The organism is Blastococcus sp. PRF04-17 (assembly GCF_023016265.1).
Classification (GTDB): domain Bacteria; phylum Actinomycetota; class Actinomycetes; order Mycobacteriales; family Geodermatophilaceae; genus Blastococcus_B.
Genome location: NZ_CP095412.1, coordinates 1172445 through 1187241 on the forward strand (window position 1 = coordinate 1172445; position 14797 = coordinate 1187241).

A 14797-nucleotide genomic window follows, 5' to 3' on the forward strand; every position below is an offset into this window, starting at 1 on the left:
CCGCGGCGAGCCCCCGGACGGGACCGGTCAGCCGGTGGCCGTCTCCGATCCGGGCCTGGATCCGTCGAACTCGATGCCCCGCAGCGCCAGCAGGACGCCCAGGACCCCGCCGCACACGATGGCGGAGTCGGCGACGTTGAAGATCGGCCAGATCTCGCCGTTCGGCCCGAACACCGACAGGAAGTCGACGACGCCACCGCGGAGGAACCCCGGATCGCGGAACACGCGGTCGATCAGATTGCCCAGGGCGCCGCCGAGCACCAGCCCCAGGGTGACCGCCCAGCCGGTCGAGTACATCCGCCGGGCGGTGCGCACGATGACCACGGCGACCACGACCGCGACGAGGGTGAACACGACGGTCCAGCCCTCGGCGAAGGAGAACGCGGCGCCGGTGTTGCGGTGATGGGTCAGGTAGAGCGCCCCGCCCAGGAGCCGGATGTTCTCGCCGCGCTCGATGCCGGCGACCACGAGCACCTTGGTCACCAGGTCGGCGACCAGGACGACGGCGGCGAGCCCGAGCAGCAGCCGGGTGCGCGGCCGCCGCCCCGCCACGGCAGCGGAACCGGCAGCGGAACCGGCAGCGGAACCGGCAGCGGAACCGGCAGCGGAACTGGACGCGGGGTCGGACTGCTCGGACAGGAGGGGCTCCTCGGTCGACGGGAGCAGGCGCCCCCACGGTCCGACGATAGCCGCGCTCAGCCGACCACCCGCTCCATGGCGTGCGCCACGAGCCCGCGCAGCCGGGCGCCGGGGCGGTCCCCGGCAATGCCGAGGGAGATCTCGCCGCCGCTCGGCCGCAGCCGGGCGGCGGCCGTCGCCCCGCCGGTGAAGAGCTCGACCACGCCGGCGTCGAGGAGCAGCCGGAGCCGAACGACGCCGTCCCCGTCCGGTCGCGACGGGAGCCGGGACCCCGACCCGCCCGGCACCGACAGCCGGACCTCGTCGGCGTCCACGGCCACCCCGAGCAGCGGCACCCCGCCCTCCGTCAGGTCGAGGACAACCCCGCCCTCGACCGCGACCTGGAGGTCCACCTGCGGCGACAGGGGGCCGACGACTACGGGGTCCGGCGACAGGGACGCCGGGCCCACCTCCAGCTCCGCTCCGGTGCGGAGCGTGTCCACGTCGGGGTGCGGCGCCACCGTCACGCGGTCGCCGTCCCTGCCCAGCAGCCATGGCACGGAGAGCGCGCCGGCCCAGTTCCCCCGGCGGGGCCGCCCTCCTGCAGCCAGGACAGCGCACACCGGCGGCCCGCGGCGTCGGCGAAGGCCGTCGTCGCGTACACGGGGAAGCCGGCCAGCGGCTGCCAGGCACGCGGGGTGAACCGAGAGCCGTCGTAGTCCCCGACCGCGCAGGCCACGTCACGTGGCTCCTCGTCCCAGACCGAGACGATCAGCACCCAGGCGTCGTCGAGCGCGAACAGCTGGGGGCACTCCCACACGGTGCCGCCGGGACCGTCCCGGTCCCCTGTCACGAGGACGCCGTCCGGACGCCACGAGCGCAGATCGGGCGAGGTGAACTGCAGGACCGACGGCCGCCCGTCGATGCTCCCGGCGCCGAGGAGCATCCGCCACTCCTCCCCCGCCCGCCAGACGAACGGATCGCGGACGTGCGCGAGGCCCATCTCGGGCGCAGGTGCCGGGAGCACGGGGCCGGCCGCGTCCGGGGTCCACCGCGACCACTCGGCGTCGCCGTGGGCCAGGGCGACCCGGCCCTGTCCGGGCGCGTCGGCCAGGACGCTGGTGTAGACGATCACCGGCCGGTCCTCGTCCACGACGACGGCACCGGACCAGCACCCGGTCTCCTCGGCGGCCGGCTCGAGAGCCGTCCTCGGGTCGGCCCAGTGGACCAGGTCCGGGGACGACGCCTGGCCCCAGCGGCACTCGGGCGCCCAGACCGGCGCCTCGGGATTGAACTGGTAGAAGACCTCGTACCGCGCCTCGTCCGGACGCCAGGTGACCCCGAGGGGGTCGTTGATCCAGCCGGAGGGCGCGGTGAAGTGGAACCGGGGCCGCAGCGGATCAGCCGGCTCGGACACGGGGCTCCTCCTGCTCGGTGAGGGCGGAAGCGGGTGTGACCAGGTCCTCGGGCACCTCGGGCAGCACCCGGGCGAAGTAGTCCTCGGCCGCCGCCGTCGTCCCCACGTCCGCGCCGGCGGCCTCGGAGAGGAACCACCGGTGCTCGAGGATCTCGTGGAAGATCTCGGCCTGGTCCAGCCGGGTGCGCAGGTGGTCGGGGACGGCCGCCACGACCGGCTCGTAGATCTCGGTGAGCCAGCGGCTGGCGGCGACGGTCTCGGGCACCCGGCGCTGCTCGACCTGCTCGAGCCAGCCGCGGAACGACGCGATGTCGGCCAGGAGCCGCCGCGCCTGGTTCTCCTGGACGTCGAGGCCCGTGCGCGCGAAGAGCACCCGGCGGTGGTGCCCCGGTTCGGCGACCCGCGTGGTGAGGCGGAGGCGGCTGCCGCCGCTGGGGTCGTCCACCAGCTCCACCTCGTCGACGTCGAAACCCAGCTGGTTGAGCCGGCGGATGCGCTCGGCGATCCGGTACCGCTGCTCGTGGCGCTGCAGGACCTCCTCGTCGGTCAGCTCGGCCCAGAGCCGTCGGTAGCGGTCCACGAGGTCGGCGGCGGCCGCGATCGGGTCGATGTCCTCGGCCAGCAGGTTCCCGGCCTGCAGGTCCAGCAGCTCGAGGGCCACCTTCTCGTAGGCGGTCTGGATGTCGTACTCCCGCTGGCCGTCGGAGAGCCGGGGGTGGATCTCCGCCGTCTCCGCGTCGACCAGGTAGGCGGCCAGGGCTCCGGCGTCGAACCGGAACAGCGTGTTCGACAGGGAGCAGTCGCCCCACATGACGCCGGCGAGGTGCAGCCGGGCGAGCAGCTCGACCTGGGCGTCCATCAGCCGGTCGGTGAGGTGGGCACCCCGCGGGTTGGCGAACAGCGCCCGGAAGGACGACGAGTAGTCCAGGAACCGGGTCACCAGGATCGCGTCGAGGTCGTCCGGGCGGTCGACCACGACGCCGAGGACGTCGACCGCCGGGATGCCCAGCTGCCGCAGCTGCCGCAGCACCGAGTACTCGCGCCGCGCCGGCCGCTCCGGGATCTCCTTGAGCGCGAAGACCTCGCCGCCCTCGGAGATGAACCGGACGACGTGCCGGGAGATGCCGCGCTGCGGGATCTCGGTGAGCCGGTCGTCGTCCCAGTCCTCGAGCGGCTGGTGCCAGGGCAGGCCGAGCAGGCCGGTGGCGGTCTCCGCCGGCGGCGTGAAGACGAAGCGCACGGTCCTCCCCGGCGGTGGGTGGGCGGTCAGGCCACGAACGGCGCGGTGAGCCCCGGACGCAGGAGCTCGCGCGTGGTGCGCAGTCCCCACTCGTCCAGCCGGCTCAGCCGATCGCTGCTCGACCGTAACCCGCTGTACCTGCCGACGACCTCGGCCCACTCCTCCCGCCGCTCGACGTGCGGGCCGGCCACCAGGCAGTCGGCGTCGTTGACCCAGAACCGGCCCTGCTGCCACGCTCGCCACCGGCTGTTCTGGGTCGCCGCGCGCTGCGAGGGCTGGCTGAGGTCGCCGTCCAGCGGCTCGTAGTGGTGGCCGATGTCCGGGCCGACGCGCATGGCGTCGACCAGGCCGACGCTGGGGAGGACGGGGGCTCCGCAGCCCAGCAGGTACGCCTCCGGGCCGATGGCCTCGCGGATGATGCGCAGACCCTGGCGGTACGCCTCGACGCCGCTCACCCCGGGGTCGGCCCGGGTGCCGTCGAGGGCTCCCGCGTAGACGAAGTCGACCTTGTAGTAGTCGATGCCCAGGTCGCGGAGCGCGCCGAACACCTCGCGCAGGTACGCCTCGGCCCCGGGACGGGTCACGTCGAGCGAGAAGAGTTGCTGGTCGCCCCAGCCGGTGCCGGGGTTCGCACCGGCCACCAGCCAGTCGGGGTGCTCCCGGACCAGGACCGACCGCTCCGCGGCCAGGAAGGGCGCCACCCAGATGCCGGCACGGCGGCCGGCCCTCCGGATGCGGTCGACGACCGACCCCAGGGAGGAGAACCGGTCGGACAGCCGGAGCCAGTCCCCGATCTCCGCCTGGTAGCCGTCGTCGATCTGGACCACGTCGACGGCCAGGTCGAGATCGTCGATCGCCCGCAGGTTCTCCTCGACGTCGTCCTGGGTGACCCGCTCGAAGTAGTGGTACCAGGAGCACCAGGCCGTCGGCGGCGGGCGCAGCGGCGGCACGCCCTCGGCCGCCGCGAAGCCGTCGGCCCAGCGGGCCAGAGCTCGCTGGATCCGGTCGTCCGGGTGCTGGTCGGCGGCCTCGACGACGAGGTGGGTCACCTCGGCCTCGGCGCTCACGCGCACCGAGTCGCCACGCACCTCCGCCCGGATCGACGGGACCGGCCCGCCCGCCGACGCGGCGCCGAACACGTGGACGCCGTCCCCGGTGCCGGGGTCGACGGCGAGCAGCCCCTCGCCCCAGAAGCCGTCGGCCGGCGCCGTCCGCTCGGGGCGGTAGTTGCCGATCCGGCGCAGGTCGCTGACCGGTCGGAACGGCCGCTCGTCCAGCCGGTAGGCGGTCGTGGGACTCCACGACTGCCAGCCGTGCTCGTAGACCCTCGCGCGGGATGGATCGACGGCGACCGTCGCGACGGACGAGGTCGCCATCGACCCGCCGACCCCCTCAGCCCTTGACCGCGCCAGCCGTCATCCCACGGACGAAGTACCGCTGCAGGCTCAGGAACACAATGATCGGCACGATCATCATGAACAGGCCACCAGCAGTGAGCAGCTGCCAGCCCTGCCCCTGCTGCCCCAGCAAGGAGACCAGGGCGATCGACAGCGGGGCGTTGTTGTTGGGCCCGATGAAGATCAGCGCGTTGAGCAGGTCGTTCCACACCCAGAGGAACTGGAAGATCGCGAACGAGGCGAGCACGGGGGTCGACATCGGCAGGATCAGCTTCCAGAACGTCTGGAAGTGGGTGGCCCCGTCGATCTTGGCCGACTCGATGACCTCACGCGGCAGGGTGGCCATGTAGTTACGGATGATGTACACGGCCAACGGCATGCCGAAGCCGATGTGCGCGATCCAGATGGCCGGGAACGTGCCGTTGATCCCCAGCTCACCGAAGATCCGCAGCAGCGGCACGAGCGCCACCTGAGTGGGCACGACCAGCAGGCCCACGACCACGATCAGCAGCAGGTCACGGCCCGGGAACTGCATGAAGGTGAAGGCGTACGCGGCGAAGGCGGCGATCAGGATCGGGATGATCGTCGCCGGGACGGTGATCGCCAGGGTGTTGACGAAGGCCGTGTCCATGTCGGCCCGGGTGAAGAGGTCCCCGTAGTTCTCGAGCGTCAACCTCGTGAAGTTGGCCGGTGTGGTGAACAGGGTCCACCAGCCGGAGTTCGTCGCGTCGGTCTGGGGGCGGAACGACGTGAGCGCGAGCCCCAGCGTCGGGACGATCCACACGATGCAGATGACCGCCAGGACTATCCGCACCCACAGCGGCGACTTCCCGGTCGCGTCCTTGCCCTTGGTCCGGGTGACCCCCGAGACCGGCTGCTTGGGGACCTGGACCGGCGTGGCGGTGACCGCCTGGGTTCCGCTCATCGGGCGGCCTCCTCGGCACGGAACTGGCGGACCTGGAAGATCAGGACCGGGATCATGATGATCAGCAGCATGACGACGATTGCGGCGGCGTAGCCGGCGTTGTTGTTGGTGAACAGCTGGTTGAAGAAGTCGACGGCGATGATGTTGGTGTTGAAGTTGCCGTTGGTCATCACGTAGACGATGTCGAAGGTCTTGAGGACACCGATCAGGACCGTGATGAACACGGTGATGAGCGTCGTCCGGATCTGCGGGATGACGATCCGGAAGAAGATCGCACCCTCCCCCGCGCCGTCCAGACGGGCGGCCTCGAGGGTCTCGGTCGGCACGCCCTTGATGGCGGCGGAGAGCAGCACCATCGCGAAGCCGGCCTGCAACCAGAGCAGCATGACCATGAGCAGCAGGCTGTTGAACCGGAAGTCGGAGATCTGCAGCCAGTTGACCGGGTCTCCGCCGAGGCCGGTGACGATGCCGTTGAGCAAGCCGATCTGGGCGCGGCCCGGCGGGTTGGAGGCGTAGACGAACTTCCAGATGGCGCCGGCGCTGACCGCCCCGATGGCCATCGGCAGGAAGATCAGTGTCTTGGAGAGCTTCTCGCCTCTCGCACTGAGCCGGTCCGCCAACGTCGCGATCAACAGGCCGATGGCGATCGCCCCGGCCGGCACGATCAGGATCCAGAGGAACGTGTTGAACAGCGTGTTCTGGAAGTTGGAGGATCCCAGCAGGTCGATGTAGTTCTGGAAGCCGACGAACTCGGTGGACTGCCGGTTGGCGAAGCTGTACACGAACGTCTGGATCGTCGGGTAGATCAGCGTGAGCCCGATGGCCGCGAAGGCAGGCAGCAGGAAGAGGTAGGGCTTGACCCGTTCCTCCCACCGCCCGGGGAGGAACTCGGCGAGCTTGTTGAGCAGGTAGTACAGGACGACCGCCCCGGCCACACCGCCGACGACGGCGATCAGGGCGTTGAGGACCTTGATTGTCACGGGGAGGCTCCCGTCAGCGCGGGTGGTGACACGGGGATGGGGTGTGCAGGGGTGCCGGGCAGCTGGGCCGCCCGGCACCCCTCGGACCGGCCGAGGTCAGGCCGGCCAGCTGCTCTCGATGTTCTCCAGCGTCGCGGAGATCTCCTGACCACCGCTGATCCAGGCGACCATCTCGCGCCAGAAGGACCCGGACCCGACCTCACCGGGCATCTGGTCGGAGCCGTCGAACACGAAGGCGGTCGAGCTGTAGGCGATCTCGGCGATCTCCCGCCAGATCTCGGTCGGGTACAGGCTGACGTCGAAGTCGGTGCGCGGCGAGATCCAGTTTCCGCTCGCGCCGTACTCGAGCGTCCCGAAGTCGCTGGACGCGAGGAACCGGACCAGCTCCTGGGCGGCCTCGTTGTCCGCCGAGAAGATGCCCGCCAGGTCACCGCCACCGAGCACCGGCCGCTCGTCGGGCGACTCCCCCGGCACCGGGAACACGCCGACGATGTTGTCGATGTCCGCGATGATCTCGTCGGGCAGCACGCCTTCCTGGGCGACGAAGTTGCCCTGCCGGTACATGTAGCAGCCTGGCGGCTGGTCGAACACCGGGAACGCAGCGGTGCCGAAGTTGTTGCTCGCGATCGACTGGCGGCCGCCGTTGACGTGGCCCTCGGCGAGCAGGAGGGACTCCATCGTCTCCATCGCCTGCTGGACCTCAGGGGCGTCGAAGGGCACCTCGTGGTTGACCCACTGGTTGTAGAACTCCTCGCCGTTCTGGACCAGGATGATGTTCTCCAGCCAGTCGGTGGCCGCCAGCCGGTGGCCGCCTCCGACTCGATGCCGAAGCACCAGGGCGCCGTCCCCGACGCGGCGATCTCGTCGGTCAGCGTCTGGAGTTCCTCGAAGGTCTCCGGGATCTCGTACCCGGCGGCCTCCCAGTTGGCCTGGTCGTAGAAGACGATGCTCTTGACGTTGATGCTCATCGGCACCGCGTACTGGGTGCCGTCGACCTGACCGGTCTCCAGCACGCCCTGGACGTGCTGCTCGAGCTCGCCCGAGTCGACGACGTCGGACAGGTCGGCCAGCAGGCCGCGCTCGGCCATGTCGGTCATGATCCCGGGCTGGGGGAAGAGCGCCACGTCGGGCGCGTCGTTGCCCTGGACGCGGGTGTTGATCAGCTGGTTGAAGTTGCCGGTCTGTGCGTAGTTGACGTTGTAGCCGTTCTCCTCGGCCCAGGCGTCGACCTCGGCTTTGAACCCCTCCTCCTGGCCACCGGCGAAGGCGTACATGACCTCGATGGTGTCGCTGGTGTTCGAGCTGCCGCCGCCGCCGCCTCCTCCTCCCTCGCTGAGGCACCCGGAGGCGAGGACGGCGGTGGCGCCAAGGACGGCGGCTGTCGTGAAGCTCGATCTGCTGCGCATGTGCACTCCTTCGGACACTGGCTCGGTCGAGGGGAAGGACCCGGACGTCGGAGGACGACGGCCGGGTTGGTGCAAGGGGGTCAGGCGGTGGCGCGGGTGGCGCCGCCGGCGGTCGCGCGAGCAGCCCCGCCGGAGACGCGACGGCCGGTCTCCGCGGAGAACACGTGCGCCTCGGCCGGGTTGATCTGCAGGTGGACCGTCTCGCCCTTCATGGGCACCTTCTTGGCGTCGACCCGCAGGGTCAGCAGCTTGTCGCCCGCGGAGCTGCGCGAGGTGTGCAGGGTGCCGTAGGCGTAGGCGTCCGAGCCCAGCTCCTCGACGACGACCACCTCGAACGGGAAGCCCTCACCCTCGCCGACGAGCCGGACCGCCTCGGGCCGGAAGCCGATCGTCGCCTTGGTGCACTTGTCGGCCTCGAGCTCGGCCATCACCTCGCGCGACAGCGGCAGGGTGCGGTCGCCCAGGTGGGCGCCGTCCGGCGCGAGGTCGACGTCGACCAGGTTCATGGCCGGGGAGCCGATGAAGCCCGCGACGAAGACGTTGTCCGGCTTGTCGTAGAGGTTGCGCGGGGTGTCGACCTGCATCAGGAACCCGTCCTTGAGCACGCACACCCGGTCACCCATGGTCATGGCCTCGACCTGGTCGTGGGTGACGTACACGGTGGTGACGCCGAGCCGGCGCTGCAGCGCCGCGATCTCCGTACGGGTCTGCACCCGCAGCTTGGCGTCCAGGTTCGACAGCGGTTCGTCCATGAGGAACGCCTGCGGGTTGCGGACGATCGCGCGGCCCATGGCGACGCGCTGCCGCTGCCCACCGGACAGCGCCTTGGGCTTGCGCTCGAGGTACTGGGTCAGGTCGAGGGTCTTCGCGGCCTCCTCGACGCGGGAGCGGATCTCCTCCTTCTTCATGCCGGCGATCTTGAGTGCGAAGCCCATGTTGTCGGCGACCGTCATGTGCGGGTACAGCGCGTAGTTCTGGAAGACCATCGCGATGTCGCGCTCCTTGGGCGGCAGGTGGGTGACGTCCCTGTCGCCGATCCGGATGCTGCCGCCGGTGACGTTCTCCAGCCCGGCGAGGGCGCGCAGCGTGGTGGACTTGCCGCACCCGGACGGGCCGACCAGGACGAGGAACTCGCCGTCGGCGATGTCGAGGTCCAGGTCGGTGACCGAGGGGCGCTCGGCGCCGGGGTACTGGATCGTCACGCTGTCGTAGGTGATGCCGGCCATGAGGCGTCCTCTCCGCTGAAGGCTCGTCGCGGACGGTCGCACGCGCCCGACCTGCGAATCCGCAGGTCGCCGGGCCGCCGCGTCGCGTCCACCCGGAACGATGGCACGCCCTTGTGACCGACGCCATACGAGGGGGCTCAACCGGTCGCTTCCGTTATCCAGCGGTTACCGGGCGGCTCCGTTCGGGAGCGTCAGCCCGGCGGTCCGGTGCCCAGGACGGGGCCGGACAGCTCGTGGTCCCGCAGCGCGGGACGCACGCCGCAGAGGGTGTCCGCGACGTCATCGACCAGGTGGGCCGAGCCGACCTCCACCCGTCGGCGCGCGTCCTCACCGTCCTCCCGGCGGACGGCGATGTCGGCCCGCAGCGGGTCCGGCGTCCCTCCGGCGGCGCACGTGAGCCGGACCGAGACCGGCACGTCCGCCGAGCCGCCCGGCGGGACCGGCACGTCGGTGGCGAGCGCCGTCCCCAGGCGCAGCCGGCCGCCGCCGCCCGTGACCGAGGTGACCGCGACCGCCCGGGGGCCGTCGTTGCGGACGCTCAGGAACCACCGCACGGAACCGCCGGGCGGTGAGGTCGACGAGCTCACCACGGCCACGGAGGCGGTGAGGGCGACCCGCTGCCGGAGCTCCCGCTCGGCCAGCAGGTCCCTGCCCCACAGGCCCGCCGCCGTGAGCAGCACCGCGACCGCGAGGACGGCGAGCAGCCGCCGCCCCGTGGCGGGCACGGTCCCCCACCACCGCGCCGGGCGTGACGCCTGCGTGCCGCTCTCGAGCAGCTCCCCCACCGGCGGCCCCGACATGCGCTCATGGTGCACCCGGCGGCGTTCAGTCGGCCCCGCTGGCGGCCCCTGTCTCCCCTCGCCAGCTGGCCAGCCGGCCGGCCCGGCTGACCGCTCGGAGTCGCCGTTCGGCCTCCGGCCGGGACCGGCGGGCCGACACGAGCAGGGCCTGGTCGCCGCGCATCAGGCGGGTGCTCCGGTCCGGCACGAAGGACCGGCCCTCACGGACGATGAGCACCACCGCGGCGTCCTCGGGCAACCGCAGCTCCGGCAGGTAGACACCGTGCAGCCGCGAGCCGGGGGGCACCGTGAGCTGCATCAGTTCCGCGTCGAGCTCCTCCAGCGGGGCCGACTCCACCTCGACGTCCCGCGGGACCACCGGAGCGGCGATGCGCAGCTTCCGCGCCACCCACGGCAGCGACCAGCCCTGGACCAGGGTGAAGACGACGACCAGCACGAACACCGTGTCGAAGATCCGCCCGGCGCCCGGCACGTCGGCGGTGAGGGGGAACGTGGCGAGGACGATCGGCACCGCCCCGCGCAGCCCCGCCCACGAGACGAAGGCCTGCTGCGCCCACGGCCAGCGGAACCACACGAGGCAGCTCACCACCGAGAGGGGCCGGGCGACGAGCAGCAGTGCGCCGCCCACGACGAGGGCGGGGCCCAAGGCGTCGAGCAGCCGGGACGGCGAGGCGAGCAGTCCGAGCAGCACGAACAGACCGATCTGGGCCAGTGACGCCATGCCCTCGGCGAATCCGATGCTCGCCGACCGGTGGGGCAGCGCGGCGTTGCCGAGCACCAGGCCGCACAGGTACACCGCGACGATGCCCGACGCCGTGACCAGCGTGGCCGTGGAGAAGGCGAGCACGCACAGCGCCAGCATGGCCAGGGGGTAGAAACCGGCGAGCGGGAGCGCGACCCGCCGCAGCAGTTCGGCGCCGGCGAACCCGACCGCGATCCCGACCACCGCTCCGCCGAGCAGCTGGGCCACCACCTGGAGGACCACGGACCACCAGGCCGCGTCGTCGACGTCGGTCAGGTAGGCGGCCAGCGTCGTCACCAGCAGGATCGCCGGGGCGTCGTTCAGGCCGCTCTCGGCCTCGATGGCCGCGGCCAGCCGGCGGGGAAGCGGCAGGCGGCGCAGGGTCGCGAAGACCGCGGCGGCGTCCGTGGAGCCGATGACCGCCGCGAGGAGGAGGGCGAAACCCCACGAGACGTCGAGGACGAGGACGGTGATGGCGGCGGTGACCGCCACGCTCACGACCACCCCGACCGTCGCGAGCGCGAGTCCTGGGCCGATGGCGCGGCGGACGTCGGCCCAGCGGGTCGTCAGACCGCCCTCGGCCAGGATGATGACGAGGGCCGCGACCCCGAGGGTCTGGGTCAGCTCGGCGTCCTCGAAGTCGATGCCGAGCCCGCTCTCGCCGAGCGCGAGGCCCAGGGCCAGGTAGAGCAGCAGGCTGGGCAGCCCCAGCCGGTCGGCGAGGCGGAGCGCCACCGCCGCGACGAGGACCACCGCGGCCCCGATGGCCAGCGCGACGGTGACCGTCGTGTTCACCGCGCGCCCCCCACGGGGGCAGTCTTCCGTACGGCCCGCGCGGCCTCCGGAGGGCGGCGCACGAAGTGGTGAGGCGGTTCGGGGAGAATGGACACCGTGAGTTCCCCTTCCGCCTCCGGCCCGTTCGCCGCGCTGCCGCCCCAGGTCGATCTGCCCGCCCTGGAGCACGAGATCCTGCAGCGGTGGGAGGCCGACAAGGTCTTCGACCGGACGCTGGAGGGGTCGAAGGACCGCCCCCAGTGGGTGTTCTACGAGGGCCCGCCCACCGCCAACGGCCGGCCCGGCACCCACCACATCGAGGCGCGTGCCTTCAAGGACGTGTTCCCCCGGTTCAAGACGATGCAGGGGTGGCACGTCCCCCGCCGTGCCGGCTGGGACTGCCACGGGCTCCCCGTCGAGATCGCCGTCGAGCAGGAGCTCGGCTTCGCGGGCAAGCCCGACATCGAGCGCTACGGCATCGCCGAGTTCAACGCCCGCTGCCGCGAGTCGGTCGAGCGGCACGTCGACTCGTTCTCCGAGCTCACCCGTCGCATGGGCTACTGGGTCGACATGTCCACCGCCTACTGGACGATGGACCCCGCCTACATCGAGAGCGTGTGGTGGTCGCTCAAGCAGATCTTCGACAGGGGTCTGCTCGTCGAGGACCACCGCGTGGCGCCCTACTGCCCCCGCTGTGGCACCGGGCTCTCCGACCACGAGGTCGCCCAGGGGTACGAGACGATCACCGACCCGTCGGTGTACGTCCGGCTGCCGGTCACCAGCGGCGAGTGGGCCGGCAGGGCCGACCTGCTCGTCTGGACGACGACCCCGTGGACGCTGCCGTCGAATACCGCCGTCGCCGTCCACCCCGACGTCACCTACGTCGTGGCCCGTACCGGTCAGGGCACGTTCGTGGTCGCCGAGCCGCTGCTGGGCGCCGTCCTGGGCGACGACGTCGAGGTGCTGGCGCGGACGACCGGACGCGACTGGGAGCGCGTCACCTACCAGCGGCCGTTCGAGCTGGTGGAGTTCCCCGAGCCGGCCCACTACGTGGTGCTCGCCGAGTACGTGACCACCGAGGACGGCACCGGGCTGGTGCACCAGTCCCCCGCCTTCGGCGCGGAGGACCTCGCGGTGTGCCGCGCCTACGGCCTGCCGGTCGTCGTCCCGATCGACCCGACCGGGCACTTCCTGCCCGACATCGCGCTGGTGGGCGGCCACTTCTTCCAGGCGGCCAACCCGGCGCTGGTCGAGGACCTGTCGACGCGGGGCGTGCTGTTGCGCGAGCAGCGCTACGAGCACAGCTATCCGCACTGCTGGCGGTGCCACACGCCGCTCATGTACTACGCGCAGCCGTCCTGGTACATCCGGACCAGCCAGATCAAGCAGCAGTTGATCGCCGAGAACGAGAAGACCAACTGGTACCCGGAGAGCATCAAGACCGGCCGCTACGGCGACTGGCTGAACAACAACGTCGACTGGGCGCTGTCCCGCGACCGGTACTGGGGCACTCCCCTGCCGATCTGGCGCAACGACGCCGACCCGAGCCGGATGATCGCCGTCGGGTCGCTCGCGGAGCTGTCGGAGCTGACCGGGCGCGACCTGTCCGGTCTCGACCCCCACCGGCCGTTCATCGACGACGTGACGTTCACGCTGGCGGGCGAGGAGGGCACCTACCGGCGGGTCCGCCAGGTCATCGACGCCTGGTACGACTCCGGCTCGATGCCGTTCGCCCAGTGGGGCGCGCCGCACCGCAACAGGGCGGAGTTCGAGGCGTCCTACCCGGCGCAGTTCATCTGCGAGGCGATCGACCAGACCCGCGGCTGGTTCTACACGTTGATGGCCGTCGGCACGCTGGTCTTCGAGCGGAGCTCCTACGAGAACGTGCTGTGCCTGGGCCACATCCTCGCCGAGGACGGCCGCAAGATGAGCAAGCACCTGGGCAACATCCTCGAGCCGATCCCGCTGATGGACCGGCACGGCGCCGACGCCGTCCGCTGGTTCATGCTCGCGGGCGGGTCACCGTGGTCGGCGCGTCGGGTGGGGCACGAGACGCTCTCCGAGGTCGTCCGGAAGGTGCTGCTCACCTACTGGAACACCGCGAGCTTCTTCACCCTGTACGCCGACACCAACGGCTGGGACCCGGCCACGTCGCCGGCCCCTGCGCGGGCCGACCGCCCGCTGCTGGACCGGTGGGCGCTGGCCGAGCTGGCCGCCGTCACCGAGGGCGTCACGGCGGCGTTGGAGGACTTCGACACCCAGGGCGCCGGCCGGTTGCTCGCCGGCTTCGTCGACGACCTGTCCAACTGGTACGTGCGCCGGTCGCGGCGCCGCTTCTGGGACGGCGATCCCGCGGCGCTGGCCACCCTGCACGAGGTGCTCGACGGGCTGACCAGGCTGATGGCGCCGTTCACTCCCTTCGTCACCGAGGAGGTGTGGGCGCGCGCCGTCGCACCGGGCCTCGGGAACGCGGTCGACTCGGTGCACCTCGCCTCGTGGCCCACGGTCGACGAGGACGCCCGGGACGACGAGCTCGTCGCCCAGGTGGAGCTCGTCCGGCGCCTGGTCGAGCTGGGCCGCTCGGCACGGACCTCGGCGAAGGTGCGCACCCGGCAGCCGCTGGCCCGCGCCGTCGTCGCCGCGCCCGGCTGGGCCGCGCTGCCCCGGGACCTGGTCGCCGAGGTCGCCGACGAGCTGAACGTGGTCGAGCTCGTGGAGCTGTCCGGAGCCGTCGGCGGCGAGCTGGTCGACGTCAGCGTGAAGGTGGACTTCCGCGCCGTCGGCCGGCGTCTGGGCAAGCAGGTGCAGGCGGTGGCGAGGGCCGTCGCCGCCGCCGATCCGGCCGGGCTGACCGCCGCCTACCGGGCCGGTACGGCGACCGTCGAGGTGGAGGGCGCGCCGGTGCGCCTCGAGGAGGGCGATCTGATCGTCACCGAGACCCCGCGCGAGGGTTGGACCGTCGCCAGCGGCGGCGGCCTGACCGTCGCGCTGGACCTCGCGCTGACCCCGGAGCTGGAGCGGGCCGGCCTGGTCCGCGAGGTCGTCCGGCTGCTCCAGGAGGCGCGCAAGAACAGCGGACTGGAGGTCAGCGACCGCATCGAGCTCTGGTGGACCGGCGACGGCGCGGTCGCACAGGCCGTCGAGGAGCACGCCGAGCAGCTCGCCGCCGAGGTGCTGGCGACCACCGTGCACCCGGGCGCCGCCGGGGACGGTCCGGGCGTCGAGGGCCCGTCCGGCTCGCGGTTCTGGATCGCCCGGGCCTGAGCCGAGGG

At 71.9% G+C, this 14797-nt stretch carries 12 protein-coding genes and 1 pseudogene; 1 reads left to right on the forward strand and 12 read right to left on the reverse strand.

Annotated elements, in window-relative coordinates; all coding sequences use genetic code 11:
* Nucleotides 1–27 precede the first annotated feature (27 nt).
* The 12 genes and pseudogenes from lspA to MVA48_RS05950 form a co-directional block, all read right to left on the reverse strand.
* Nucleotides 28–552 carry a signal peptidase II gene (gene lspA, locus MVA48_RS05900; protein WP_246986787.1) on the reverse strand — a complete coding sequence of 175 codons (525 nt, stop codon included), beginning with the start codon at nt 550–552 and terminating at the stop codon, nt 28–30.
* A gap of 143 nt (nt 553–695) precedes the next feature.
* Nucleotides 696–1145: a hypothetical protein gene (locus MVA48_RS05905; RefSeq protein WP_246986789.1), complete on the reverse strand. Its 450-nt coding sequence runs from the start codon at nt 1143–1145 to the stop codon at nt 696–698.
* Nucleotides 1142–2035: a glycoside hydrolase family 32 protein gene (locus tag MVA48_RS05910; RefSeq protein ID WP_246986791.1), complete on the reverse strand. Its 894-nt coding sequence runs from the start codon at nt 2033–2035 to the stop codon at nt 1142–1144. The genes MVA48_RS05905 and MVA48_RS05910 overlap by 4 nt, the downstream gene beginning before the upstream one ends.
* The gene (locus MVA48_RS05915) at nt 2019–3275 is read right to left on the reverse strand and encodes a DUF4032 domain-containing protein (RefSeq protein ID WP_246986793.1); all 1257 of its coding nucleotides are present in this window, start codon (nt 3273–3275) and stop codon (nt 2019–2021) included. The genes MVA48_RS05910 and MVA48_RS05915 overlap by 17 nt, the downstream gene beginning before the upstream one ends.
* A 26-nt stretch (nt 3276–3301) precedes the next feature.
* A complete protein-coding gene (locus MVA48_RS05920) occupies nt 3302–4651 on the reverse strand; it encodes a glycoside hydrolase family 36 protein (protein ID WP_246986795.1) in 1350 nt (449 codons plus the stop codon).
* Nucleotides 4652–4667: 16 nt separating this feature from the next.
* Entirely contained in the window at nt 4668–5597 is a 930-nt protein-coding gene (locus MVA48_RS05925; RefSeq protein WP_246986797.1) for a carbohydrate ABC transporter permease, read from the reverse strand.
* Nucleotides 5594–6577 carry a carbohydrate ABC transporter permease gene (locus tag MVA48_RS05930; protein ID WP_246986799.1) on the reverse strand — a complete coding sequence of 328 codons (984 nt, stop codon included), beginning with the start codon at nt 6575–6577 and terminating at the stop codon, nt 5594–5596. The genes MVA48_RS05925 and MVA48_RS05930 overlap by 4 nt, the downstream gene beginning before the upstream one ends.
* Before the next feature lie 96 nt (nt 6578–6673).
* On the reverse strand, nt 6674–7411 hold the full coding sequence (locus MVA48_RS05935; RefSeq protein WP_246986801.1) for an ABC transporter substrate-binding protein: 738 nt from the start codon (nt 7409–7411) through the stop codon (nt 6674–6676).
* Nucleotides 7411–7983, reverse strand: a pseudogene (locus MVA48_RS23995) (ABC transporter substrate-binding protein); the annotation flags it as partial. The gene MVA48_RS05935 and the pseudogene MVA48_RS23995, both read right to left, overlap by 1 nt.
* An 80-nt stretch (nt 7984–8063) precedes the next feature.
* Nucleotides 8064–9209 carry an ABC transporter ATP-binding protein gene (locus tag MVA48_RS05940; RefSeq protein ID WP_246986803.1) on the reverse strand — a complete coding sequence of 382 codons (1146 nt, stop codon included), beginning with the start codon at nt 9207–9209 and terminating at the stop codon, nt 8064–8066.
* A 191-nt stretch (nt 9210–9400) separates the two neighbouring features.
* Complete coding sequence (locus MVA48_RS05945; protein ID WP_246986806.1) at nt 9401–10009, reverse strand: hypothetical protein; 609 nt, start codon at nt 10007–10009, stop codon at nt 9401–9403.
* Nucleotides 10010–10034: 25 nt separating this feature from the next.
* Nucleotides 10035–11546 carry a potassium/proton antiporter gene (locus tag MVA48_RS05950; protein WP_246986808.1) on the reverse strand — a complete coding sequence of 504 codons (1512 nt, stop codon included), beginning with the start codon at nt 11544–11546 and terminating at the stop codon, nt 10035–10037.
* An 87-nt stretch (nt 11547–11633) separates the two neighbouring features.
* Between MVA48_RS05950 and ileS the strand changes: the two genes are divergently transcribed.
* Complete coding sequence (gene ileS / locus MVA48_RS05955; RefSeq protein WP_246986811.1) at nt 11634–14789, forward strand: isoleucine--tRNA ligase; 3156 nt, start codon at nt 11634–11636, stop codon at nt 14787–14789.
* Nucleotides 14790–14797: the final 8 nt, after the last annotated feature.

Excerpts from the sequence above, each read along its gene's own strand:
- MVA48_RS05920 (WP_246986795.1), bottom strand. The coding sequence starts at position 4,651 with ATGGCGACCTCGTCCGTCGCGACGGTCGCCGTCGATCCATCCCGCGCG.
- MVA48_RS05925 (WP_246986797.1), bottom strand. The coding sequence starts at position 5,597 with ATGAGCGGAACCCAGGCGGTCACCGCCACGCCGGTCCAGGTCCCCAAG.
- MVA48_RS05940 (WP_246986803.1), bottom strand. The coding sequence starts at position 9,209 with ATGGCCGGCATCACCTACGACAGCGTGACGATCCAGTACCCCGGCGCC.
- MVA48_RS05945 (WP_246986806.1), bottom strand. The coding sequence starts at position 10,009 with ATGTCGGGGCCGCCGGTGGGGGAGCTGCTCGAGAGCGGCACGCAGGCG.
- ileS (WP_246986811.1), top strand. The coding sequence starts at position 11,634 with ATGGACACCGTGAGTTCCCCTTCCGCCTCCGGCCCGTTCGCCGCGCTG.